Origin of the sequence: Streptomyces sp. GQFP (assembly GCF_021545335.1) — a bacterium.
GTDB lineage: Bacteria > Actinomycetota > Actinomycetes > Streptomycetales > Streptomycetaceae > Streptomyces.
In genome coordinates this window covers 3,833,993-3,858,010 of the sequence record NZ_CP089312.1, presented here as the reverse complement: position 1 = coordinate 3,858,010, position 24,018 = coordinate 3,833,993, and the positions used below count along the sequence as shown (strand labels likewise).

Sequence of the window (24,018 nt, the reverse complement as noted above, 5' to 3'; positions counted from 1 at the left end):
TTTCATCGGTACGCCCGAATTGCCCGCTGCTTACCATCGGTTGCGGTCCGTGGCCAACCCCCGATCTTCACAGACCTTCACAGGTGTGGCGCAGGTCACGGAAAGGTTACCGGTCGGGGAGCGTCACGCGCGTAGATCGTCGACCGGCCGCCGCTCGTGAACGCGTGCACGCACGGGCGGGCATCCACATTCACCACTCGCCCTCTCTGGAGTGTGAACGCGCTCCACTATCAAGCCGCCCTGTCCATCTCCAATTTGCATGCAGGGGAACTTTCTTGATATGGAGACGCCGCTTGTGACCAGCGGTAACCGGCGAAAATGTCACCTCTGGTGATCGCGTGGACGCTTCGAGTGTGAAGATCACCGCTCATCCGACTTCATGATCCTTCGTCAGGTGGTGGAGATCACAAAGGTTCGGCAATACCTCGTGTCGCAGATCACAGACCGGCGGGCATAGGATGCGGGGCAGTTGGGCTTGTGACCTGCTTCACATGTTCTCGATCTTCGCCGGGACGGGCGGGGTTCGCGGGGCGGACGGGGCGGGGGCTCCGGCCCGATGCAATCGCCAGCAGTCAGTGCCGACTGAGAGGAGCGAGGAGCGGTGAACGCGTATGCGCCCATCCTCGTACTGGGAGCCCTCGGGGCAGGCTTTGCGATCTTCTCCGTGATCATGGCTTCGCTGATCGGCCCGAAGCGTTACAACCGGGCCAAACTCGAAGCCTATGAATGCGGGATCGAGCCGACACCCACGCCGGCCGGCGGTGGGCGATTCCCCATCAAGTACTACCTGACGGCGATGCTCTTCATCGTCTTCGACATCGAGATCGTCTTCCTCTACCCCTGGGCCGTCACGTTCGACGCCCTGGGTGTTTTCGGGCTCGTGGAGATGCTGCTCTTCGTGCTCACCGTCTTCGTGGCGTACGCGTACGTATGGCGGCGCGGCGGCCTGGAATGGGACTGAGGGGCCTCTAAGACATGGGACTCGAAGAAAAACTGCCGAGCGGATTCCTGCTGACCACCGTCGAGCAGGCCGCGGGCTGGGTGCGCAAGGCGTCCGTCTTCCCCGCCACGTTCGGACTCGCCTGCTGCGCCATCGAGATGATGACCACCGGCGCCGGCCGATACGACCTCGCGCGCTTCGGCATGGAGGTCTTCCGCGGCTCGCCCCGCCAGGCGGACCTGATGATCGTGGCCGGCCGGGTCAGCCAGAAGATGGCGCCGGTACTGCGGCAGGTCTACGACCAGATGCCCAACCCCAAGTGGGTGATCTCCATGGGGGTCTGCGCCTCCTCGGGCGGCATGTTCAACAACTACGCGATCGTCCAGGGCGTCGACCACATCGTCCCCGTCGACATCTATCTGCCCGGCTGCCCGCCACGGCCCGAGATGCTGATCGACGCGATCCTCAAGCTCCACCAGAAGATCCAGACCTCCAAGCTCGGCGTGAACGCCGAGGAAGCCGCCCGCGAGGCGGAGGAGGCCGCGCTCAAGGCACTCCCCACGATCGAGATGAAGGGGCTGCTGCGATGAGCGACGCGAACGGCACCGGAGCAGGCGGGGCGGGCAACGGGGTCAACCCCGAGAAGGACCTCGCCTCCTCCAACCTCCCCGGCCAGCGCGGCGACGGCGGCGAGGAGATCCGCGTCCAGCGCGGCATGTTCGGCGCCACCAACGGCGGCGACACCTCCGGCTACGGCGGCCTGGTCCGCTCCGTCCGGCTCCCGGGAGCCTCGGCGAGGCCCTACGGCGGCTGGTTCGACGAGGTCGCCGACGAACTCGAGGGCGCCCTGGAGGAACAGGGACTGGTCCCCGAGAACGTGATCGAGAAGACGGTCGTCGACCGCGGCGAGCTGACGTTCCACGTCGAACGCGCGTACCTGCTCCGGACCGCCCAGACCCTGCGCGACGACCCCGCCCTGCGCTTCGAACTCTGCACGGGGGTGAGCGGGGTCCACTACCTGCAGGACAAGGGCCGCGAGCTGCACGCCGTCTACCACCTGCGCTCGATCACCCACAACCGGCTGATCCGCGTCGAGGTCAGCGCCCCGGACAGTGACCCGCACGTCCCGTCCCTGGTCTCCGTCTATCCGACGAACGACTGGCACGAGCGCGAGACGTACGACTTCTTCGGGATCGTCTTCGACGGTCACCCGGCCCTGACGCGGATCATGATGCCGGACGACTGGCAGGGCCACCCGCAGCGCAAGGACTACCCCCTCGGCGGCATCCCCGTCGAGTACAAGGGCGCCCAGATCCCGGCTCCGGACCAGCGGAGGTCGTACTCATGAGCACGCAGCACGCAACTCCGCGCGAGACCACCGAGGGCACCGTATACACGGTCACCGGTGGCGACTGGGACGAGGTCGTCCAGTCCGCGGCCCGTGCCGACGACGAGCGCATCGTCGTCAACATGGGCCCGCAGCACCCGTCCACCCACGGTGTGCTCCGTCTCATCCTGGAGATCGACGGCGAGACGGTCACCGAGGCCCGCTGCGGCATCGGCTATCTGCACACCGGCATCGAGAAGAACCTCGAGTTCCGCACGTGGACGCAGGGCACCACCTTCGTCACGCGCATGGACTACCTGACGTCCTTCTTCAACGAGACCGCCTACTGTCTCGCCGTCGAGAAGCTCCTCGGCATCGAGGAGCAGATCCCGGACCGCGCCACCCTCATCCGCGTGCTCCTGATGGAGCTGAACCGGCTCTCCTCGCACCTGGTGTGCATCGCCACCGGCGGTATGGAACTCGGCGCCACCACGATCATGATCTACGGATTCCGTGATCGTGAAATGATTCTCGACATCTACGAGCTCATCACGGGCCTGCGGATGAACCACGCCTACATCCGCCCCGGCGGACTCGCCCAGGACCTGCCGCCCGGCGCGGTGGACCACATCCGCGAGTTCGTGAAGAAGATGAAGAAGAACCTTCCCGAGTACGACAAGCTCGCCACCGGGAACCCCATCTTCAAGGCCCGTATGCAGGACGTCGGCTACCTCGATCTGTCCGGCTGTATGGCCCTCGGTGCCACCGGCCCGATCCTGCGCTCCACCGGCCTCCCGCACGACCTGCGCAAGAGCCAGCCGTACTGCGGCTACGAGACGTTCGACTTCGACGTCCCCACCGCCGACTCCTGCGACTCCTACGGCCGCTTCCTGATCCGCCTGGAGGAGATGCGGCAGTCGCTCAGGATCGTCGAGCAGTGCCTGGACCGGCTGCAGCCCGGCCCGGTCATGGTCACCGACAAGAAGATCGCCTGGCCCGCCCAGCTCGCCCTGGGACCGGACGGTCTGGGCAACTCCCTGGACCACATCAAGAAGATCATGGGCACCTCCATGGAGGCCCTGATCCACCACTTCAAGCTGGTGACCGAGGGTTTCCGCGTCCCGCCGGGACAGGCCTACGCGGCTGTCGAGTCACCCAAGGGCGAACTCGGGGTGCACGCCGTCTCCGACGGAGGTACCCGCCCCTTCCGGGTCCACTTCCGGGACCCGTCCTTCACCAATCTGCAGGCCATGGCGGCGATGTGCGAGGGCGGCCAGGTCGCCGACGTCATCGTCGCCGTCGCGTCCATCGACCCCGTGATGGGAGGCGTCGACCGGTGACCACCACCCCCGAGGGCGTCAGCCTGGGCATGCCCCAACTGCCCGCGCCCGATTACCCGGACGACGTTCGAGCCCGGCTCGAAGCGGACGCCCGCGAGGTCATCGCCCGCTACCCGGACTCCAGGTCCGCCCTGCTGCCGTTGCTGCATCTCGTGCAGTCGGAGGAGGGCCATGTCACGCGCACCGGGATGCGGTTCTGCGCGGACGTACTGGGCCTGACCACGGCCGAGGTCACCGCGGTCGCCACCTTCTACTCCATGTACCGCCGGGGCCCCTCCGGCGACTACCAGGTGGGCGTCTGCACCAACACCCTCTGCGCGGTGCTGGGCGGCGATGCCATCTTCGAGACCCTCCAGGAGCACCTCGGCGTCGCCAACGGCGGGACGACCGAGGACGGCAAGGTCACCCTGGAGCACATCGAGTGCAACGCGGCCTGCGACTTCGCACCCGTCGTGATGGTCAACTGGGAGTTCTTCGACAACCAGACCCCGGCCAGTGCCAAGCGCCTCGTCGACGACCTGCGCGCGGGTGCGCAGGTCGAGCCCACGCGCGGTGCCCCCCTGTGCACGTTCAAGGACACCGCCCGCATCCTGGCGGGCTTCCCCGACACCCGGGACGGGGCCGTCGAGGCGAGCGGCAGCGCCGGCCCCGCCTCGCTGACCGGGCTCCGGCTGGCCAAGGGCGAGAGCCCCGCGCGCGTGGTCCACCCCAGGGGCGCCGCTCCCAAGGGCACGCAGCCGCACGACCCGTCGCCCGCCGAGCACCTCAGTTCGCACGACGCGCCGCAGGACACGGCGGCGTCCGACCCCTCCCACCCGGCGGGGCCCGTCACCGAGGAGGGGGAGTGATGACATTGGCACCCGAGATCAACGAGACCAGCCCCGAGAAGCTGCTCGCACCCGTGCTGTCGGCCTTCTGGGACGAGGACAGGTCCTGGACGCTGGACGTCTACCGAAGGCACGAGGGTTACGAGGGACTCCGCAAGGCCCTCGCGATGACACCGGACGACCTCATCGCGTACGTCAAGGAGTCCGGTCTGCGTGGCCGCGGCGGTGCGGGATTCCCTACGGGAATGAAATGGCAGTTCATTCCTCAGGGTGATGGAAAACCACACTATCTAGTTGTCAACGCCGACGAATCGGAGCCGGGAACCTGCAAGGACATCCCGCTCCTCTTCGCGAACCCGCATAGCCTCATCGAGGGCATTGTGATCGCGTGTTATGCCATCAGGTCTTCGCATGCCTTCATCTATCTGCGCGGTGAAGTCGTACCAGTGCTGCGGCGGTTGCACGAGGCCGTACGTGAGGCCTACGCGGCGGGCTACCTCGGCAAGAACGTGCTGGGCAGCGGACTCGACCTCGAACTCACCGTGCACGCGGGCGCGGGCGCGTACATCTGTGGTGAAGAGACCGCACTGCTCGACTCGCTCGAAGGCCGCCGGGGTCAACCGCGGCTCCGTCCCCCCTTTCCTGCCGTCGCGGGGCTCTATGCCTGCCCAACTGTTGTGAACAACGTCGAGTCGATCGCGTCGGTTCCCGCGATTCTCCAAAAAGGAAAAGAATGGTTCCGGTCGATGGGCAGCGAGAAGTCCCCGGGCTTCACGCTCTACTCGCTCAGCGGCCATGTCACCAATCCCGGCCAGTACGAGGCCCCGCTCGGCATCACGCTCCGCCAACTCCTCAACATGAGCGGCGGGATGCGCCCTGGCCACCGGCTGAAGTTCTGGACACCGGGCGGCTCCTCGACACCGATGTTCACCGACGAGCACCTCGACGTCCCTCTTGACTACGAAGGAGTGGGCGCCGCGGGTTCCATGCTCGGCACGAAAGCACTCCAGTGCTTCGACGAGACCACCTGCGTCGTCCGGGCCGTCACCCGCTGGACCGAGTTCTACGCCCACGAGTCCTGCGGCAAGTGCACGCCCTGCCGCGAAGGGACGTACTGGCTCGTGCAGTTGCTGCGCGACATCGAGGCCGGCAAGGGCGCCATGTCCGACCTCGACAAGCTGAACGACATTGCCGACAACATCAACGGCAAGTCCTTCTGCGCCCTTGGCGACGGCGCCGCCTCGCCGATCTTCTCCTCCCTCAAGTACTTCCGCGAGGAGTACGAGGACCACATCACGGGCCGGGGCTGCCCCTTCGACCCGGCCAAGTCGACGGCCTGGGCCGACCGCACGGAGGTGAACGCATGACGGTGACCACGAGCGCCCCCTCCGGAGGAGGCGACGCGGCGGTCCCGCCGGAAGATCTCGTCTCGCTGAAGATCGACGGCATCGACATCAGCGTGCCCAAGGGCACCCTGGTGATCCGCGCCGCCGAACAGCTCGGCATCGAGATCCCGCGCTTCTGCGACCACCCCCTCCTCGACCCGGCCGGCGCCTGCCGCCAGTGCATCGTCGAGGTCGAGGGCCAGCGCAAGCCCATGGCGTCCTGCACGATCACCTGTACGGACGGGATGGTGGTGAAGACTCACCTCACCTCGCCCGTGGCCGAGAAGGCCCAGCACGGTGTGATGGAGCTGCTGCTCATCAACCACCCGCTCGACTGCCCGGTCTGCGACAAGGGCGGCGAGTGCCCCCTGCAGAACCAGGCCATGTCGCACGGCCAGTCCGAGTCCCGCTTCGAGGGGAGGAAACGGACCTACGAGAAGCCGGTCCCGATCTCCACACAGGTCCTGCTCGACCGCGAACGCTGCGTGCTGTGCGCCCGCTGCACCCGCTTCTCCAACCAGATCGCGGGCGACCCGATGATCGAGCTGATCGAGCGCGGCGCGCTCCAGCAGGTCGGCACCGGCGAGGGCGACCCCTTCGAGTCGTACTTCTCCGGGAACACGATCCAGATCTGCCCGGTCGGCGCGCTGACCTCGGCGGCGTATCGCTTCCGCTCCCGCCCCTTCGACCTGGTGTCGTCGCCGAGCGTGTGCGAGCACTGCTCCGGCGGCTGCGCGACCCGCACCGACCACCGGCGCGGCAAGGTCATGCGGCGCCTCGCGGCCAACGAGCCCGAGGTCAACGAGGAGTGGATCTGCGACAAGGGACGCTTCGGCTTCCGGTACGCGCAGAAGCCGGACCGGCTCCAGACCCCCCTCGTACGCAACGCCGCCGGCGTCCTGGAGCCCGCCTCCTGGCCCGAGGCGCTGGAGGCGGCGGCCCAGGGACTCCTCGCGGCCCGCGGCCGTGCGGGCGTGCTCACCGGCGGCCGGCTCACCGTCGAGGACGCCTACGCGTACAGCAAGTTCGCGCGTGTGGCCCTCGACACCAACGACATCGACTTCCGCGCGCGCGTGCACAGCGCCGAGGAGGCCGACTTCCTCGCCGCCCGGGTCGCCGGACACGGACGCGACCTCGACGGTACGGGTGTCACGTACACCTCCCTGGAGAAGGCCCCCGCGGTCCTCCTGGTCGGGTTCGAGTCCGAGGAGGAGGCGCCCGGCGTCTTCCTGCGGCTGCGCAAGGCCTGGCGGGGACACGGGCAGAAGGTCTACTCGCTCGCCACGCACGCGACCCGCGGCCTGGAGAAGGCCGGCGGCACGCTGCTGCCCGCCGCCCCCGGCACCGAGACCGAGTGGCTGGACGCGCTCGGCAGCGGGTTCGGCCTGGAGGAGAGCGGGGCGAAGGCCGCCGAGGCGCTGCGCACCGAGGGCGCGGTGATCGTCGTAGGGGAGCGGCTGGCGGCTGTGGCGGGCGGGCTCACCGCCGCCGTACGGGCCGCCTCCACGACCGGCGCCCAGCTGGTGTGGATCCCGCGCCGGGCCGGGGAGCGCGGCGCCGTCGAGGTCGGCGCGCTGCCCTCGCTGCTGCCGGGCGGACGTCCGGCGACCGACCCGCGCGCGCGGGACGAGGTCGCCGTCGCCTGGGGCGTGGCCGAGCTGCCGCACCGCTTCGGCCGCGACACCGGCCAGATCGTCGAGGCCGCCGCCGCAGGCGAGTTGCGGGCCCTGGTGGTCGCCGGCGTAGAGGTCGCCGACCTGCCCGATCCGGCACGCGCGCGTGACGCCCTGCACGAAGTGGGCTTCCTGGTGTCGCTGGAACTGCGGCCGAGCGAGGTCACCGAGCACGCCGACGTCGTACTCCCGGTCGCCGCGGTCGCCGAGAAGGCGGGCACCTTCCTCAACTGGGAGGGCCGGGCCCGTCTCTTCGAGGCCGCGCTCAAGCCCGACCAGATGACCCGCCGTCTCGCACCGTCGGACGCGCGCGTGCTGCAGATGCTGGCCGACGCCATGGACGTACACCTGGGCCTGCCTGATCTGCGGACCGCGCGGCAGGAACTGGACCGGCTCGGGGCCTGGGACGGGGCGCGGGCCACCAACCCCCTGGAGATCGGCGCCCAGTTGCCGCGTCCGGCCGCCGGAGAAGCGGTGCTCGCGGGGCACCGGCTGCTGCTCGACCAGGGGCGTCTCCAGGAGGGCGACGACGCGCTCGCCGGGACACGGCACGCCGCCCACGCGCGCGTGTCCGCACCCACGGCCGCCGAAGCCGGTGTGAAGGACGGTGACCTGCTCGCCGTGACGGGTGCCACCGGGACGGTCGAACTCCCCCTCAGGGTCACCGAGATGCCCGACCGCGTGGTCTGGCTGCCCCTGAACTCCACCGGAGGCGGCGTCGCCTCCGACACCGGGGCGCTGCCCGGCGCACTCGTCCGCATCGGCCCGGCGACGTTCGCCTCCGAGGCCCCCAAGGAGGTGGAGGCATGAGCAGCCCGTACCTCGCCGCTGAAGACCTCTCCATGTTCGGCACCGACCCCTGGTGGCTGGTCGTCGTCAAGGCGGTCTTCTGCTTCGCCTTCCTGATGATCACCGTGCTGTTCTCCATCGTGTGGGAACGCAAGGTCGTCGCCTGGATGCAGCTGCGCATCGGTCCGAACCGGCACGGCCCCTGGGGCATGCTCCAGTCGCTCGCCGACGGCATCAAACTGATGCTCAAGGAAGACCTGGTCGTCAAGCGCGCGGACAAGGTCGTCTACATCCTCGCGCCGATCGTCGCGGCCATCCCGGCCTTCATGGCGATCGCGGTCATCCCCTTCGGACCGGCCGGCAACGAGGTCTCGATCTTCGGCCACCGTACGACGATGCAGCTCACCGACCTGCCGATCGCGATGCTCTACATTCTCGCGGTCGCCTCGGTCGGCATCTACGGCATCGTGCTCGCGGGCTGGAGCTCCGGATCCACCTACCCCCTGCTGGGCGGACTGCGGTCCTGCGCGCAGATGATCTCGTACGAGATCGCCATGGGCGCCGCGTTCGCCTCGGTGTTCCTCTACTCCGGGTCGATGTCGACCTCGACCATCGTCGAACAGCAGCACGACCGCTGGTACATCGTCCTGCTGCCGGTCTCCTTCGTGATCTACATCATCACGATGGTCGGCGAGACCAACCGCGCCCCCTTCGACATGCCTGAGTCCGAGGGCGACCTGGTCGGCGGCTTCAACACCGAGTACTCGTCCATCAAGTTCGCGATGTTCATGCTCGCCGAGTACGTCAACATGGTGACCGTCTCGGCTGTGTCGGTGACGCTCTTCCTGGGCGGCTGGCGGGCCCCCTGGCCCATCAGCACGTTCTGGGAGGGCGCCAACCACGGCTGGTGGCCGATGGCCTGGTTCGTCCTCAAGGTGCAACTGCTGCTGTTCTTCTTCATCTGGCTGCGAGGCACCCTCCCGCGCGTCCGCTACGACCAGCTGATGAAGCTCGGCTGGAAGGTCCTCATCCCGGTTTCGCTGGTCTGGCTGATGCTCGTCGCGACCGTACGGACCCTGCGCAACGAGAACTACGACTTCGCCGACATCGCCCTCTACGTCGGCGGCGGTGTCCTCGTCCTGCTCCTGCTCTCCTTCGTGGCCGACATGTTCCGCGACCGCGGCAAGGCACCACAGACAGCCGACGACGAGCCCGTCGCCTTCGACCCGATGGCGGGCGGATTCCCCGTACCGCCACTGCCGGGACAGGAGGCGCCGGCGGTGCCGCGGAGGAGCCCACGCCGTGAGCGCGAGCTGATTGTCAGTGGTGGACCGGATACTGGCAGTGACGGATCTCTGGATGGAAAGGAGGCGTCCGATGGCTGAGGAGCCAAAGGAGACCGGGCAGACGAAACCTGGCTTTCAGAACCCCGTGGCCGGCTTCGGCGTGACCTTCAAGGCCATGTTCAAGAAGCGGCTGACCGAGCAGTACCCCGAGCAGCAGAAGACCACCGCCCCACGGTTCCACGGACGGCACCAGCTCAACCGCCATCCGGACGGCCTGGAGAAGTGCATCGGCTGCGAACTGTGCGCCTGGGCCTGCCCCGCGGACGCCATCTATGTGGAGGGCGCCGACAACACCGACGAGGAGCGCTACTCCCCGGGCGAGCGGTACGGCGCGGTCTACCAGATCAACTACGCCCGCTGCATCCTGTGCGGCCTGTGCATCGAGGCGTGCCCCACGCGCGCGTTGACGATGACCAACGAGTTCGAGCTCGCCGACAGCAGCCGCGCCAACCTCATCTACACCAAGGAACAGCTGCTCGCCGGACTCGAGGAGGGCATGGTCGACTCGCCCCACTCGATCTTCCCGGGCACCGACGAACAGGACTACTACCGGGGGCTGGTCACCGAGGCCGCGCCCGGCACGGTGCGTCAAGTGGCTGTCTCCAAGGGCGAGAAGCCCGAGGACGAGGAGGTGGGGGCATGAGCGCACAGCTCGCCGCCTACTCCACCTCCACTGGTGAGGCCTTCCAGTTCTGGGTGCTCGGTACCGTCGCAGTGGCCGGGGCCCTGTGCACTGTCTTCATGAAGCGGGCCGTGCACAGTGCGCTCTGTCTTGCCGGAACCATGATCATCCTGGCGGTGTTCTACCTCGCCAACGGCGCCTACTTCCTGGGCGTCGTCCAGATCGTCGTCTACACCGGCGCGATCATGATGCTGTTCCTCTTCGTGGTCATGCTCGTCGGTGTCACCGCCGCGGACTCCCTCAAGGAGACCATCAAGGGCCAGCGCTGGCTGGCCCTGGTGTGCGGGCTCGGCTTCGGCATCCTCCTGGTCGCGGGCGTCGGGAACGCCTCCCTGACGGAGTTCACCGGCCTCGGCCAGGCCAACGCGAACGGCAACGTGGAGGGCCTCGCCACCCTCCTCTTCACGAAGTACGTGTTCGCCTTCGAGATCACCGGCGCCCTGCTGATCACGGCCGCCGTCGGCGCCATGGTGCTCACGCACCGCGAGCGCACCGAGCGCGCCAAGACCCAGCGCGAGCTGGCCGAGCAGCGCGTACGGGACGGCAAGCACCTGCCGCCGCTGCCCGCCCCCGGTGTGTACGCCCGGCACAACGCGGTGGACATCCCGGGCCTGCTGCCCGACGGCACCCCGGCCGAGCTGTCGGTCATGCAGACGCTGCGTCAGCGCGGCCAGATCCGCGATGTGTCCGCCGAGGCCATCAGCGACCTCAAGGCCCTGGAGCAGCGCTCCGAGGACCGCCTGGAGCGCACCAACAGCGGCCCGGGCAGTGGTTCAGCCGGTGGCTCGAACAGCGGGGAGGCGTCGAAGTGAACCCGGTCAACTACCTCTATCTCGCCGCCCTGCTGTTCACGATCGGCGCCACCGGCGTCCTGATCAGGCGTAACGCGATCGTCGTCTTCATGTGCGTCGAGCTGATGCTCAACGCCTGCAACCTCGCGTTCGTCGCCTTCTCCCGGATGCACGGCAACCTCGACGGCCAGGTCATCGCCTTCTTCACGATGGTCGTCGCCGCCGCGGAGGTCGTCGTCGGGCTCGCGATCATCGTGTCGCTGTTCCGTTCCCGCCACTCGGCCTCGGTCGACGACGCCAGCCTGATGAAGCTGTAAGGGGTCGCTGAATCGTGGAGAATCTGATCGCGCTGCTGGTGGCGGCGCCTCTGCTCGGAGCGGCCGTACTGCTGTGCGGCGGCCGGCGGCTCGACGCCGTCGGCCACTGGATCGGCACAGCCCTCGCCGCCTGCTCCTTCGTGATCGGCGTGATCCTCTTCGCCGACATGCTGGGCAAGGACACCGAGCACCGCGCCCTGACGCAGTACCTGTACAGCTGGATCCCCGTCGAGGGCTTCCAGGCCGACGTCGCCTTCCAGCTCGACCAGCTGTCGATGACGTTCGTCCTGCTGATCACCGGCGTCGGCTCACTGATCCACGTGTACTCGATCGGGTACATGGAGCACGACGAGCGGCGCCGCCGCTTCTTCGGCTATCTGAACCTGTTCCTCGCGGCGATGCTGCTGCTCGTCCTCGCCGACAACTACCTCCTGCTGTACGTCGGCTGGGAGGGCGTGGGCCTCGCCTCGTACCTCCTGATCGGCTTCTGGCAGCACAAGCCCAGTGCCGCGACCGCCGCGAAGAAGGCCTTCCTGGTCAACCGCGTCGGCGACATGGGCCTCTCGATCGCCATCATGCTGATGTTCACCACCTTCGGGACCTTCGCCTTCGGGCCGGTCCTCGAAGCCACCGGTGAGACGAGCGAGGGCAAGCTCACCGCCATCGCACTGATGCTGCTGCTCGCGGCCTGCGGCAAGTCCGCCCAGGTGCCGCTGCAGTCCTGGCTCGGGGACGCGATGGAGGGCCCGACCCCGGTCTCGGCCCTCATCCACGCGGCGACGATGGTGACCGCGGGCGTGTATCTGATCGTCCGCTCCGGGGAGATCTTCAACGCGGCGCCCGACGCCCAGTTGGTGGTCACCGTGGTCGGCGCCGTCACGCTCCTCTTCGGTGCGATCGTCGGTTGCGCGAAGGACGACATCAAGAAGGCGCTGGCCGGCTCGACCATGTCGCAGATCGGCTACATGATCCTCGCGGCAGGCCTCGGTCCCATCGGCTACGTCTTCGCGATCATGCACCTGGTGACGCACGGCTTCTTCAAGGCCGGGCTGTTCCTCGGTGCCGGTTCGGTCATGCACGGCATGAACGACGAGGTCGACATGCGCAAGTACGGCGGCCTCAGGAAGTACATGCCGGTCACCTTCGTGACCTTCGGTCTCGGGTACCTCGCCATCATCGGCTTCCCGGGTCTGTCCGGCTTCTTCTCCAAGGACAAGATCATCGAGGCGGCGTTCGCCAAGGGCGGCACCGAGGGCTGGATCCTCGGAAGCGTGGCCCTGCTCGGCGCGGCCATCACCGCGTACTACATGACGCGCGTGATGCTGCTGACGTTCTTCGGCGAGAAGCGCTGGCAGCCCGACGAGCACGGCCACGAGCCGCACCCGCACGAGTCGCCCAAGTCGATGACGATCCCCATGATCGTGCTCGCCTTCGGCTCGGTCTTCGCGGGCGGGTTCTTCAGCATCGGCGACCGCTTCCTGCACTGGCTGGAGCCCGTCACCGAGCACGCGCACGGAAACCCGCCGGTCAGCGCCCTCACGGTCACGCTCTCCACCATGGTCGTGCTCGTCATCGGCGCAGGCCTCGCGTACGTCCAGTACGGGAGCCGTCCGGTCCCGGTCGTCGCCCCGCGCGGGTCGCTGCTCACCCGGGCCGCGCGGCGCGACCTCCTCCAGGACGACTTCAACCACGTCGTCCTCGTACGCGGCGGAGAGCACCTCACGCGCTCCCTGGTGTACGTCGACCACACCCTGGTCGACGGGGTCGTCAACGGTACGGCGGCCTCCATGGGCGGCCTCTCCGGACGGCTCCGCAAGCTGCAGAACGGTTACGCGCGGTCGTACGCGGTCTCGATGTTCGGCGGTGCGGCGGTCCTCATCGCCGCGACCCTGCTGATGAGGGCGGTCTGATACCGATGTCCTTTCCCCTCCTGACAGCGACGGCGGCGCTCCCGGCCCTCGGGGCGATCGCCACGGCGGCCGTACCGGCCGCGCGGCGCACCGCCGCCAAGTGGCTGGCGCTGATCGTCTCGCTCGCCACGCTGGTGCTCGCCGCGATCGTCCTGGTGCGCTTCGACCCGGACGGCGACCGCTACCAGCTCACCGAATCCCGCGCCTGGATCAAGGACTTCGGGGTGCGGTACGAACTGGGCGTGGACGGCATCGCCGTGGCGCTCATCGCACTGACCGCACTGCTGATCCCGTTCGTGATCCTGGCCGGCTGGCACGACGCCGACCCCCTGGAGACCGGGAACACACGCTGGCGGCCCACCCAGGGCTTCTTCGCGCTGATCCTGGCCGTCGAGGCGATGGTGATCATCTCCTTCGAGGCCACCGACGTCTTCCTCTTCTACATCTTCTTCGAAGCCATGCTCATCCCGATGTACTTCCTCATCGGCGGCTTCGGGGACCGTGCCCACGAGCACGGCGAGGAAACGGCGTCCACCCAACGCTCGTACGCGGCCGTGAAGTTCCTGCTCTACAACCTCGTCGGCGGTCTGATCATGCTGGCGGCGGTGATCGGCCTCTATGTGGTGGCCGGGAACTTCTCGCTCACGGAGATCGCCGCCGCGCGGGCCAACGGCTCGCTGGACATGGCGACGAACACCGAACGCTGGCTGTTCCTCGGCTTCTTCTTCGCCTTCGCGGTGAAGGCGCCCCTGTGGCCGCTGCACACCTGGCTGCCCAACGCCATGGGGGAGGCCACCGCGCCGGTCGCCGTGCTGATCACGGCAGTCGTCGACAAGGTGGGCACCTTCGCGATGCTCCGCTTCTGCCTCCAGCTGTTCCCGGAGGCGTCGAAGTGGGCGACGCCCGTCATCCTCGTACTGGCGCTGATCAGCATCATCTACGGGGCACTGCTCGCGGTCGGGCAGCGGGACATCAAGCGGCTGGTCGCGTACGCGTCGATCTCGCACTTCGGGTTCATCATCCTGGGCATCTTCGCGATGACCAGCCAGGGCCAGTCGGGCGCGACGCTGTACATGGTCAACCACGGGATCTCGACGGCCGCGCTGATGCTGGTGGCAGGCTTCCTGATCTCGCGGCGCGGCTCGCGGCTCATCGCCGACTACGGAGGCGTCCAGAAGGTCGCTCCGGTGCTCGCCGGCACCTTCCTGATCGGCGGCCTCGCGACCCTGTCGCTGCCGGGCCTCGCGCCGTTCGTGAGCGAGTTCCTGGTCCTGGTGGGCACGTACGCGCGTTACCCGGTGGTCGGCATCATCGCCACCTTCGGCATCGTCCTCGCCGCGCTCTACACCCTCGTCCTCTACCAGAGGACGATGACGGGCCCGGTGAAGGCGGAGGTCGCCAAGATGCCGGACCTCAGGGTGCGTGAGCTCGTGGTCGTGACGCCGCTGATCGTGCTGCTGATCTTCCTGGGCGTCTATCCGAAGCCCTTGACGGACATCGTCAACCCGGCGGTCAAGCAGACCATGTCCGACGTCCAGAAGAAGGACCCCCAGCCCGAGGTGGAGGCGGCCAAGTGAGCGCATCAGCCGTCCACAGCCTGTGGACAACGGCGGCCGACCCGATCTCCAAGATCGACGCGCCGAAGATCGAATACGGGCAATTGTCGCCCACCCTGATCGTTATCGGCGCGGCGATCGTCGGGATCCTGGTTGAGGCCTTCGTGCCCCGCAAGTCCCGCTACTACGTGCAGTTGTTCGTGTCCATCGTCGCCCTCGCCGCGGCCTTCGCCGCGGTCGTGGGGCTCGCGGCGAGCGGGTACGGCACCACCAAGGCCGGCATCGCGGCGATGGGTGCCATCGCCGTCGACGGACCCGCGCTGTTCCTCCAGGGCACGATCCTGCTCGCGGGACTGGTCGGGCTGTTCACCTTCGCCGAACGGCGGCTCGACCCGGAGGCCCACGGCAACCGCGTCGACTCGTTCGTGGCGCAGGCCGCGTCCGTACCGGGCAGCGACAGCGAGAAGGCCGCTGTGAAGGCCGGGTTCACCACCACCGAGGTGTTCCCGCTGCTGCTCTTCGCGGTCGCCGGCATGCTGATCTTCCCCTCGGCCAACGACCTGCTGACCCTGTTCGTGGCCCTGGAAGTCTTCTCGCTCCCGCTGTACCTGCTGTGCGCCCTGGCCCGCCGCAAGCGGCTCATGTCGCAGGAGGCCGCGGTCAAGTACTTCCTGCTCGGCGCCTTCGCCTCCGCGTTCACCCTCTTCGGCATCGCCCTGCTGTACGGCTACTCGGGCTCCATGTCGTACGGGACGATCGCCCAGGTCGTCGACGGCACCGTCCAGGAGGTCAACCCGGCCCTCGCCGACACCATGGGCAACGACGTGCTGCTGCTCATCGGCGCCGCGATGATCGTCATGGGCCTGCTCTTCAAGGTGGGCGCCGTCCCGTTCCACATGTGGACGCCCGACGTGTACCAGGGCGCGCCCACACCGGTGACGGGCTTCATGGCGGCGGCGACGAAGGTGGCGGCCTTCGGCGCGCTGCTGCGGCTGCTGTACGTCGTACTGCCGGGCCTGAGCTGGGACTGGCGGCCGGTCATGTGGGGTGTCACGGTCGTCACCATGCTGGGCGGCGCGATCGTCGCGATCACCCAGACCGACATCAAGCGGCTGCTGGCGTACTCGTCCATCGCGCACGCCGGGTTCATCCTCGCCGGTGTCATCGCCATGACACCGGACGGGATCTCGTCCGTGCTCTTCTATCTGGCCGCGTACTCGTTCGTGACGATCGGGGCGTTCGCCGTGGTCACGCTGGTGCGGGACGCCGGGGGAGAGGCGACCCATCTGTCCAAGTGGGCGGGGCTGGGGCGCCGGTCGCCGCTGGTGGCCGCCGTGTTCGCGGTGTTCCTGCTGGCCTTCGCCGGCATTCCGCTGACCTCCGGGTTCGCCGGGAAGTTCGCCGTGTTCAAGGCGGCGGCGGAGGGCGGCGCGGGCGCGCTGGTCGTGGTCGGTGTGATCTCGTCCGCGATCGCCGCGTTCTTCTACATCCGGGTGATCGTGCTGATGTTCTTCAGCGAGCCCCGGCCCGAAGGACCCACCGTCGCCGTGCCGTCGCCGCTGACCATGACGGCGATCGGGGTGGGGGTGGCGGTCACGGTGGTGCTGGGCGTGGCGCCGCAGTACTTCCTCGACCTGGCGAACCAGGCGGGCGTCTTCGTGCGCTGAGCAGGTCGTTTAGCGGATCGCGCTGGGCCCCGGTCTCCTTGTGGGACCGGGGCCCAGCGCGTGTTCGGGGTCATCGGGAACGTCAGGCGGCCGGGCAGCTCACAGTGGGGTTCCAGCGGGCGAACATGCCGCTGGGGTTCTTCTTCCAGACCCAGGCGTGCAGGTCGTAGTGGATCGGCATACCGGGCTCGTGGCCGAGCATCGGGCCGTTGAAGGGGACACCGAACAGGCTGGGGCGGTCGTCGTCGGTCGTCAGATCCTGGTCCTTGTCGACCACGATCCACTCCGCGGCGACGAGCCTGCGCGACTCGGAAGGGGCGCTCACTGTGGGGGCGCTGCCGTCGAGCGCGTCCAGATCGTCGAGCCAGCTCGTGTCGGACGCCTCGTCCATCCAGTCCTCGTTGACCCGGTCCTCGTACAGCAGAGCGGCCGGTTTCGCCGGATCGAGTGAACCGTAGAGGTTCTTGTTGATGTAGTGGTGGCCCATCCCGCCGAGCGTCGGACTGGCCGAGCAGAAGGCGGGCTTGTAGCCGTCCGTGACGGCGAACGGAGCGTACTGGTACTTCGCCGTGCCTTCGAGCGTCTTGGCCAGCTCGGTCCAGACCCCGGGGTCGACGGGATCGCTCGGCGCGGAGTGCGCGGGGGCGACGGCCAGGGAGAGGGACGCGGCGGCGGCCGTGGCGAGGGCGACGGTGACCTTGAGCCGGCTGCGGGGCATGTGGGGACTCCTTGAACGGGAGAGGCGCCCCGGAGGGCGCCGGTCCGAGAGGCGCGCGCGGGGCGCCGGTCCGTTGTACGGGCCTCCCCCTCGTCCCGCCCGAGCAGCATGTCCCGGGGTATTCGGGGCCGCCACGCGAAGCGGCCATTGGGCTGAACACCCCGGTTCGGCGGCGGGCGCCGGTGACACGGGCCGCAGGTGTGGCGGGACAGCCTGTGGATAACTCCGGGGCTGTCGGTGCGGGCCCCTATGGTGGACGCAGTGGTCGAGGCGCGACGTACGGGGGACACGACGATGAGCGCGATGAGCGTGATGGGCGGGTCGGGTGTGATGACGGAAGCGGGCGAGGGTCCGGGCACGGTCGTCGAATCGGCGGCCGGGGCGGGGGACAGCGAAGCGCTGGCCACGCTGCACCGGGTCTTCGGGTACGACTCCTTCCGCGGCGAGCAGGCGGCGGTCATCGATCATGTGGTGGCGGGCGGCGACGCCGTCGTCCTCATGCCGACCGGTGGCGGCAAGTCGCTCTGCTACCAGATTCCGTCCCTGGTCAGACCGGGTACGGGGATCGTCGTCTCGCCGCTCATCGCGTTGATGCAGGACCAGGTGGACGCGCTGCGGGCGCTCGGCGTGCGGGCCGGGTTCATGAACTCCACGCAGGACTTCGGCGAGCGGCGGGTGGTGGAGGCCGAGTTCCTGGCCGGGGAGCTGGACCTCCTGTACCTGGCTCCGGAGCGGCTGCGACTGGATTCGACCCTGGACCTGCTCTCCCGGGGGAAGATCGCCGTCTTCGCCATCGACGAGGCGCACTGCGTCTCGCAGTGGGGTCACGACTTCCGGCCCGACTACCTGGCGCTGTCGCTGCTGGGCGAGCGCTGGCCGGACATCCCGCGGATCGCGCTCACGGCGACGGCCACGCACGCGACGCATCAGGAGATCACCCAGCGGCTCGGCATGCCGGACGCCCGTCACTTCGTGGCGAGCTTCGACCGGCCCAACATCCAGTACCGCATCGTGCCCAAGGCCGACCCCAAGAAGCAGCTGCTGACCTTCCTGAAGGAGGAGCACGACGGCGACGCGGGCATCGTCTACTGCCTCTCGCGCAACTCCGTGGAGCGCACGGCGGAGTTCCTCGCCGCCCACGGCGTCCGGGCGGTGCCGTACCACGCGGGCCTGGACTCGGGCACCCGCGCGGCGAACCAGTCGCGCTTCCTGCGCGAGGACGGCCTCGTCGTGGTGGCGACCATCGCCTTCGGGATGGGCATCGACAAGCCGGACGTCCGGTTCGTCGCCCACCTCGACCTGCCCAAGTCGGTCGAGGGCTACTACCAGGAGACGGGCCGCGCCGGCCGTGACGGACTGCCGTCCACGGCCTGGATGGCCTACGGTCTGAACGACGTCATACAACAGCGCAAGATGATTCAGGGCAGCGAGGGCGACGAGGCGTTCCGGCGCCGCGCGCAGGCGCACCTGGACGCGATGCTGGCGCTGTGCGAGACGGTGCAGTGCCGGCGTGGGCAACTGCTCGTCTACTTCGGCCAGGACCCGGTGCCGGGCGGCTGCGGCAACTGCGACACCTGCCTGACCCCGCCGGAGAGCTGGGACGGCACGGTCGCCGCGCAGAAGGTGCTGTCCACGGTCTGGCGGCTGGAGCGTGAGCGGCGGCAGAAGTTCGGCGCGGTGCAGATCGTCGACATCCTGCTGGGGCGGCGCACGGCGAAGGTGATCCAGTTCGACCACGACCAGCTCTCCGTGTTCGGCATCGGAGAGGAACTGTCCGAGGGCGAATGGCGCGGTGTCGTACGGCAGTTGCTCGCCCAGGGGCTGCTCACGGTCGAGGGCGAGTACGGCACGCTGGTGCTGACCGAGACGAGCGGTGCCGTGCTGGGGCGCGAGCGGGAGGTGCCGCTGCGCAAGGAGCCGAAGAAGGCGACGACCGCACGGTCGGCGACCGGTGGCGGCCGGAGTGAGAAGAAGGCGAAGGCGGCGGCTGTCGCGTTGCCCGAGGAACTGCAGCCGGCATTCGAGGCCCTGCGCGCCTGGCGCGCCGAACAGGCCCGCGAGCAGGGCGTTCCGGCGTACGTCATCTTCCATGACGCCACGCTCCGGGAGATCGTCAGCGTCTGGCCCCGGTCGGTGGCGGAGCTGGGCGGAATCAGCGGGGTGGGCGAGAAGAAGCTCGCCACGTACGGGGAGGGCGTGTTGGGGGCGCTTTCGGCACTGGGCGAGGCGCCTGAGGTGTCCGCGGCTGCTCCACAGGTCCCGGAGACCGGCTCGGCGCCCGGCTCCAAGTCCGGCTCCAAGTCCGGCTTCAGGTCAGGCTCTTCGGGCAGTGACAGCGGCCGGGGTGCGGGATCCGGGCCGAGGGACGAGCAGTTGGGGCCGGACGACTGGCCCGAGATGGAGATGGAGCCCGAGCCGGAGGACTGGATGTAGGGGGCTGGATGTAGAGGGGGAGACGCGGGGCGCGACGGTGTCCTCCTGGTCGGGGCCGGACCGACTGCCCCGCCCGTTGCCCGACGCGTTGCCCCGCCCGCTGCTCCGGACCCGCTGCTCCGGGCGCTGCGCTCAGCCTGCCGGAGTGATCCTGCCCGTCACCTCGCCCAGGCCTACGCGGGTGCCGCCCGGACCAGGGGCCCAGGCGGTGAGGGTGACCTCGTCGCCGTCCTCCAGGAAGGTGCGCTTGCCGGTGGGGAGGTCGATGGGGTCGGTGCCGTTCCAGGTGAGTTCGAGGAGGGAGCCGCGTTCCCGTTCGGTGGGGCCGCTGACCGTGCCCGAGCCGTAGAGGTCGCCGGTGCGGAGGGACGCGCCGTTGACGGTCATGTGGGCGAGTTGCTGCGCGGCCGTCCAGTACATCGTGGAGAAGGGGGGCTCGGAGATGGTGTGGCCGTTCACGGCGACGGAGATACGCAGGTCATAGCCGCCCGGCTCGCCCTCGGCGTCGTCGAGGTAGGGGAGCAGGGCGTGGGTGCGGGCGGGCGGGGAGACCCGGGCGTCCTCCAGGGCGTCCAGCGGGGTGATCCACGCCGAGACGGACGTGGCGAAGGACTTGCCCAGGAACGGGCCCAGCGGGACGTACTCCCAGGCCTGGATGTCGCGGGCGGACCAGTCGTTCAGCAGGCAGAGGCCGAAGACGTGGTCCCGGAAGGCGGACAGGGGCACCGCGCTGCCCATGGGCGACGGTGTGCCCACCACGAAGCCGACCTCCGCCTCGATGTCCAGGCGGACCGACGGGCCGAAGAGCGGGGCCGGGTCGGTGGGCGCCTTGCGCTGGCCCGACGGACGTACGACCTCCGTGCCGGAGACGACGACCGTGCCCGAGCGGCCGTGGTAACCGATCGGCAGGTGCTTCCAGTTGGGGGTCAGGGAGTCCGCGGCGTCGGGGCGGAAGATCTGGCCGACGTTCCGGGCGTGGTTCTCGGAGGCGTAGAAGTCGACGTAGTCCGCGACCTCGAAGGGGAGGTGCAGGCTCACCGAGGAGAGGGGGTGGAGGAGCGGGGCGACGGTCTCCTGGTGGGACGGGACGGTGACCCAGGCGGTGAGGGCGCGCCGGATGTCGGACCAGGTCGTACGGCCTGCGGCCAGAAGGGGGTTGAGGGTCGGGCGGGCCAGTACGGAGACATAGGGGGAGCCGAGCGCGGCGGCAGCGGCACCCGCGTCCAGGACGTGGTCGCCGAGCCTGACGCCGACCCGGCGGTCCGTGGAGCCGGCCGGGGTGAACACGCCGTACGGGAGGTTGTGCGGGCCGAAGGGGTCGCCCTCGGGGACATCGAAGGGGGGCATGGGGTGCTGCCTCGCTCTCGTGTGTCGTGCCGTGTGGCCATGTGGTCGCGCCACAGGTTACGGGTGAGTTGCGGGCTCGGGGCAGTGTCCCCAGTGTCTAAAGAGTTCGTAATGTCCGGATAGGCCTTGTCCGGAGCGGATGATTCCGGCTTAGCGTCCTTTGGGGGGACACGGACGGGGTGGGTCCGGTCCGTAGGGGGGACACGTGGGGGGACCCGTGGCCAGGAGCAGCACTGTGCCGTTTTCGGCCGACCATGCCGTGCCGGCGCTGATCGTGAAGTTCGGTGACTATCCGCTGCACCACGGAGGCGTCGGGGCCATCCGCAGTCTGGGACGGCTGGGCGTTCCGATGTACGCGATCACCGAGGACCGCTGCACGCCGGCGGCCGCCTCGCGTTATCTGCGGCGCGCGTTCGTCTGGCCGACCACCGGGACCGAGGAACCGGAGCGGCTCGTCGAGGGGTTGCTGCGCATCGGGCGGCGGATCGGGCGTCCCGCTCTGCTCGTTCCCACGGATGAGGAGGCGGCCGTACTGATCGCCGAGCGGCAGGAGGAGTTGGGGGACGCCTTTCTCTTCCCTCGTGTGGAGGCGGCGCTGCCGCGTCGACTCGCCAGCAAGCAGGGGCTGCACGAGTTGTGTGTGGAGCACGGCATACCGACTCCGGCCGCCGCGTTCCCGCAGTCGTACGAGGACATCGAGCGGTTCGCGCGGACGGCCCGGTTCCCGTTGGTGGCCAAGAACCGGGAGGCGTTCGTGCGGCGCGCCCGGCCCGCCGTCAACGGCACTACGCGCATCGCGAGTCGGGAGGCGCTGCTGTCCCTGGCCCGCGACTGGGGTGAGCGTCCCGGTGTGATCCTTCAGGAGTATCTGCCCCGGGAGGAGGCCGAGGACTGGATCGTGCACGCCTACTTCGACGCGGACTCGAATCCGCGCGCGTTGTTCACGGGCGTGAAGGTCCGTTCCTGGCCGCCGCACGCGGGAATGACGGCAAATGCGTACGTCGTCGACAATCCGGAACTCGCGGACCTTGCCGTACGTTTCATCAAACAGATCGGCTTCACCGGCATCATCGACCTCGACCTGCGCTTCGACCGGCGCGACGGACAGTACAAGCTTCTCGACTTCAACCCGCGGATGGGCGCCCAGTTCCGGCTCTTCGAGAGCGAGTCGGGGGTGGACGTCGTGCGGGCCATGCATCTCGATCTGACCGGGCGCACCGTTCCGGAGGGGGAACAGCGCGCCGGGCACCGGTACATCGTGGAGAACATCGACCTGCCCGCCCTCCTCGCCTACCGGCGCAGCGGCTATACGACGCCGCACGCGCCGGCCCGGGCGAGCGGGACGGAACTGGCCTGGCTCGCGGGTGACGACCCGCTGCCGTTCCTCACGATGCTCGCCCGCTTCGTACGGCCGGGCGCGAAGCATCTGTATCAGCTGTGGCGGGCCGGCCGTCGTGGCGGCAAGGCGTAGGTATCAGGCGTAGTGGCGACAACCTGCTGACCGGTTGGGCGGCAGCAGCAGAGCAGTAGAACAGCGCGAAGTGGCGAAGCAGCGTCCTGGGGAGGGGACTTCGTGAATCATCCGGTAGCGGTAATCGGCGCGGGACCGTTCGGTCTGTCAACCGCCGCGCATCTGCGGGCGCGTGGCATTCCGGTGAGAGTTTTCGGCGAGCCCATGGTGAGCTGGCGGGACCACATGCCCGCCGGGATGCTCCTGAAGTCGACGCCGGTGGCCTCCAACATCGACGCCCCGCAGCGGGGCCACACGCTGGTCGACTACTGCGACGCGGCGGGGATACGCCGGCTGGTCACGGACGAGGACATCGTCCCGGTGGAGACCTTCATCGCGTACGGCGAGTGGTTCCAGCAGCGGCTCGTGCCCGAGTTGGAGCGGGTCCGGGTGGTGTCCGTGGACCGGCGGCAGCACAAGGGCGCGGGCAGCGGCAGCGATGGCAGCGGCGGTGGCTTCGAACTCAAGCTGGACTCGGGTGAGTTGTTCACCACGAGAGCGGTCGTGGTGGCGACCGGGTTGTCGGGGCTCGCGCATCTGCCCCCGGAGCTGGCCGGCGCCGCGCCGGACGGGCCCTCGCCCGCGGGTCCGGTGTCCCACAGTTCGCAGCACCATGATCTGGGCCGGTTCGCGGGCCGGGAGCTGATCGTCGTCGGTGCGGGCCAGTCCGCGCTGGAGACGGCGGCGCTGGCGGCGGAGGCGGGGGCACGGGTTCGGGTGGTGTCGCGGGGGCGCGGTCGCGTCGCCTTCGGCGCGCCTCCGTGGCGGCAGCCCAGGCTGCGGCCCGAGTCGCCGTTCGGCAACGCGTGGTCACTCTGGGCCCTCACCTACTACCCGCACCCCTACCGCCATCTCCCGGCCCAGGCCCGCCACTATCTGGTCCGCCGGGTCCTCGGACCGCTCGGGGCGTGGTGGCTGCGCGACCGGTTCGAGGGGAAGGTGCAGGTGAGCGAGGTCGCGCGGATCGTAGGGGCAACGGGGGACGCACGGGGGAGCGGGGCTGCGGGGGGCTCTGCCGGTGGGCGGCCCGTGTTGACCGTGGAGGAACTCGGCGGCCGTACCCGGGAGTTGTCGGCCGACCACGTCATATCCGCGACCGGCTACCGCGTCGACCTCGCCGCGATGGACTTCCTCGGGCACGAGCTGCGTACGGAGCTGGCGGTGAGCCGGGGCACGCCGAGGCTCGGTGCCGGGTATGTGTCCTCCGTACCGGGGTTGTACTTCACGGGGTTGCCGGCGGCGGCTTCGTACGGGCCGGTGATGCGGTTCGTGTGCGGTACGGAGTTCGCGTCACCGAGGCTGGTGGGGCATCTGGCGGCCGCGCACGGATAGGGCGCGGACGGGGGTGGGCGACAACGGGTGCGGACCGCGATCTCATGCCGTTCGGGCCTTCCCGGGGCGGGAGTTGGGACAGGCTGGGAGGCTGTTGCTGCCGGGATGCCGAACGTCGTCCGGTTCGG

General features: G+C 69.0%; 19 protein-coding genes. 17 read left to right on the top strand and 2 right to left on the bottom strand.

What is annotated here, in order from left to right; translation table 11 throughout:
• Positions 1-601 precede the first annotated feature (601 nt).
• From LUX31_RS16935 to nuoN, 14 genes are read left to right on the top strand one after another with little or no spacing between them, the layout of a single operon-like run.
• The gene (locus LUX31_RS16935; protein WP_005476348.1) at positions 602-961 is read left to right on the top strand and encodes an NADH-quinone oxidoreductase subunit A; all 360 of its coding nucleotides are present in this window, start codon (positions 602-604) and stop codon (positions 959-961) included.
• Between the two features lie 14 nt (positions 962-975).
• The gene (locus LUX31_RS16930; RefSeq protein ID WP_053743379.1) at positions 976-1,530 is read left to right on the top strand and encodes a NuoB/complex I 20 kDa subunit family protein; all 555 of its coding nucleotides are present in this window, start codon (positions 976-978) and stop codon (positions 1,528-1,530) included.
• On the top strand, positions 1,527-2,288 hold the full coding sequence (locus tag LUX31_RS16925; RefSeq protein WP_235475616.1) for an NADH-quinone oxidoreductase subunit C: 762 nt from the start codon (positions 1,527-1,529) through the stop codon (positions 2,286-2,288). Before LUX31_RS16930 ends, LUX31_RS16925 begins: the two co-directional genes overlap by 4 nt.
• Positions 2,285-3,607: an NADH-quinone oxidoreductase subunit D gene (locus tag LUX31_RS16920; protein ID WP_235475615.1), complete on the top strand. Its 1,323-nt coding sequence runs from the start codon at positions 2,285-2,287 to the stop codon at positions 3,605-3,607. The genes LUX31_RS16925 and LUX31_RS16920 overlap by 4 nt, the downstream gene beginning before the upstream one ends.
• A gap of 29 nt (positions 3,608-3,636) precedes the next feature.
• Positions 3,637-4,455, top strand: a complete 819-nt coding sequence (nuoE, locus tag LUX31_RS16915) for an NADH-quinone oxidoreductase subunit NuoE (RefSeq protein ID WP_235479948.1) — start codon at positions 3,637-3,639, stop codon at positions 4,453-4,455.
• On the top strand, positions 4,452-5,801 hold the full coding sequence (nuoF, locus tag LUX31_RS16910; RefSeq protein WP_235475614.1) for an NADH-quinone oxidoreductase subunit NuoF: 1,350 nt from the start codon (positions 4,452-4,454) through the stop codon (positions 5,799-5,801). Before nuoE ends, nuoF begins: the two co-directional genes overlap by 4 nt.
• Positions 5,798-8,302, top strand: a complete 2,505-nt coding sequence (locus tag LUX31_RS16905) for an NADH-quinone oxidoreductase subunit G (RefSeq protein ID WP_235475613.1) — start codon at positions 5,798-5,800, stop codon at positions 8,300-8,302. The genes nuoF and LUX31_RS16905 overlap by 4 nt, the downstream gene beginning before the upstream one ends.
• Complete coding sequence (gene nuoH, locus LUX31_RS16900) at positions 8,299-9,666, top strand: NADH-quinone oxidoreductase subunit NuoH (protein ID WP_235475612.1); 1,368 nt, start codon at positions 8,299-8,301, stop codon at positions 9,664-9,666. The genes LUX31_RS16905 and nuoH overlap by 4 nt, the downstream gene beginning before the upstream one ends.
• Positions 9,659-10,270, top strand: coding sequence for an NADH-quinone oxidoreductase subunit NuoI (gene nuoI / locus LUX31_RS16895; protein ID WP_235475611.1), 612 nt, complete (start codon positions 9,659-9,661; stop codon positions 10,268-10,270). Before nuoH ends, nuoI begins: the two co-directional genes overlap by 8 nt.
• On the top strand, positions 10,267-11,121 hold the full coding sequence (locus LUX31_RS16890) for an NADH-quinone oxidoreductase subunit J (protein WP_235475610.1): 855 nt from the start codon (positions 10,267-10,269) through the stop codon (positions 11,119-11,121). Before nuoI ends, LUX31_RS16890 begins: the two co-directional genes overlap by 4 nt.
• Positions 11,118-11,417 carry an NADH-quinone oxidoreductase subunit NuoK gene (nuoK, locus tag LUX31_RS16885; protein ID WP_037929353.1) on the top strand — a complete coding sequence of 100 codons (300 nt, stop codon included), beginning with the start codon at positions 11,118-11,120 and terminating at the stop codon, positions 11,415-11,417. Before LUX31_RS16890 ends, nuoK begins: the two co-directional genes overlap by 4 nt.
• A 14-nt stretch (positions 11,418-11,431) precedes the next feature.
• A complete protein-coding gene (gene nuoL, locus LUX31_RS16880; RefSeq protein WP_235475609.1) occupies positions 11,432-13,327 on the top strand; it encodes an NADH-quinone oxidoreductase subunit L in 1,896 nt (631 codons plus the stop codon).
• A gap of 5 nt (positions 13,328-13,332) precedes the next feature.
• A complete protein-coding gene (locus LUX31_RS16875; RefSeq protein WP_235475608.1) occupies positions 13,333-14,904 on the top strand; it encodes an NADH-quinone oxidoreductase subunit M in 1,572 nt (523 codons plus the stop codon).
• On the top strand, positions 14,901-16,550 hold the full coding sequence (nuoN, locus tag LUX31_RS16870; RefSeq protein ID WP_235475607.1) for an NADH-quinone oxidoreductase subunit NuoN: 1,650 nt from the start codon (positions 14,901-14,903) through the stop codon (positions 16,548-16,550). Before LUX31_RS16875 ends, nuoN begins: the two co-directional genes overlap by 4 nt.
• An 82-nt stretch (positions 16,551-16,632) precedes the next feature.
• Here the strand turns inward: nuoN and LUX31_RS16865 are convergent, their stop codons facing one another.
• Positions 16,633-17,268 (bottom strand): hypothetical protein, encoded by a 636-nt coding sequence (locus tag LUX31_RS16865; protein ID WP_235475606.1) that lies wholly within the window; start codon positions 17,266-17,268, stop codon positions 16,633-16,635.
• 312 nt (positions 17,269-17,580) lie between these two features.
• Here LUX31_RS16865 and recQ point away from each other — a divergent pair, with 312 nt between their 5' ends.
• A complete protein-coding gene (gene recQ / locus LUX31_RS16860; RefSeq protein WP_443046057.1) occupies positions 17,581-19,701 on the top strand; it encodes a DNA helicase RecQ in 2,121 nt (706 codons plus the stop codon).
• 132 nt (positions 19,702-19,833) lie between these two features.
• Here recQ and fahA read toward each other — a convergent pair whose 3' ends face one another.
• On the bottom strand, positions 19,834-21,048 hold the full coding sequence (gene fahA, locus LUX31_RS16855; RefSeq protein WP_235475605.1) for a fumarylacetoacetase: 1,215 nt from the start codon (positions 21,046-21,048) through the stop codon (positions 19,834-19,836).
• A 235-nt stretch (positions 21,049-21,283) separates the two neighbouring features.
• Between fahA and LUX31_RS16850 the strand changes: the two genes are divergently transcribed.
• The gene (locus tag LUX31_RS16850; RefSeq protein ID WP_235475604.1) at positions 21,284-22,519 is read left to right on the top strand and encodes a carboxylate--amine ligase; all 1,236 of its coding nucleotides are present in this window, start codon (positions 21,284-21,286) and stop codon (positions 22,517-22,519) included.
• 102 nt (positions 22,520-22,621) lie between these two features.
• The gene (locus tag LUX31_RS16845) at positions 22,622-23,890 is read left to right on the top strand and encodes an FAD-dependent oxidoreductase (RefSeq protein WP_235475603.1); all 1,269 of its coding nucleotides are present in this window, start codon (positions 22,622-22,624) and stop codon (positions 23,888-23,890) included.
• Positions 23,891-24,018 lie beyond the last annotated feature (128 nt).

Excerpts from the sequence above, each read along its gene's own strand:
- LUX31_RS16930 (WP_053743379.1), top strand. The coding sequence starts at position 976 with ATGGGACTCGAAGAAAAACTGCCGAGCGGATTCCTGCTGACCACCGTC.
- LUX31_RS16925 (WP_235475616.1), top strand. The coding sequence starts at position 1,527 with ATGAGCGACGCGAACGGCACCGGAGCAGGCGGGGCGGGCAACGGGGTC.
- LUX31_RS16920 (WP_235475615.1), top strand. The coding sequence starts at position 2,285 with ATGAGCACGCAGCACGCAACTCCGCGCGAGACCACCGAGGGCACCGTA.
- nuoE (WP_235479948.1), top strand. The coding sequence starts at position 3,637 with ATGCCCCAACTGCCCGCGCCCGATTACCCGGACGACGTTCGAGCCCGG.
- LUX31_RS16905 (WP_235475613.1), top strand. The coding sequence starts at position 5,798 with ATGACGGTGACCACGAGCGCCCCCTCCGGAGGAGGCGACGCGGCGGTC.
- nuoH (WP_235475612.1), top strand. The coding sequence starts at position 8,299 with ATGAGCAGCCCGTACCTCGCCGCTGAAGACCTCTCCATGTTCGGCACC.
- nuoI (WP_235475611.1), top strand. The coding sequence starts at position 9,659 with ATGGCTGAGGAGCCAAAGGAGACCGGGCAGACGAAACCTGGCTTTCAG.
- LUX31_RS16890 (WP_235475610.1), top strand. The coding sequence starts at position 10,267 with ATGAGCGCACAGCTCGCCGCCTACTCCACCTCCACTGGTGAGGCCTTC.
- LUX31_RS16875 (WP_235475608.1), top strand. The coding sequence starts at position 13,333 with ATGTCCTTTCCCCTCCTGACAGCGACGGCGGCGCTCCCGGCCCTCGGG.
- LUX31_RS16865 (WP_235475606.1), bottom strand. The coding sequence starts at position 17,268 with ATGCCCCGCAGCCGGCTCAAGGTCACCGTCGCCCTCGCCACGGCCGCC.
- recQ (WP_443046057.1), top strand. The coding sequence starts at position 17,581 with ATGGGCGGGTCGGGTGTGATGACGGAAGCGGGCGAGGGTCCGGGCACG.
- fahA (WP_235475605.1), bottom strand. The coding sequence starts at position 21,048 with ATGCCCCCCTTCGATGTCCCCGAGGGCGACCCCTTCGGCCCGCACAAC.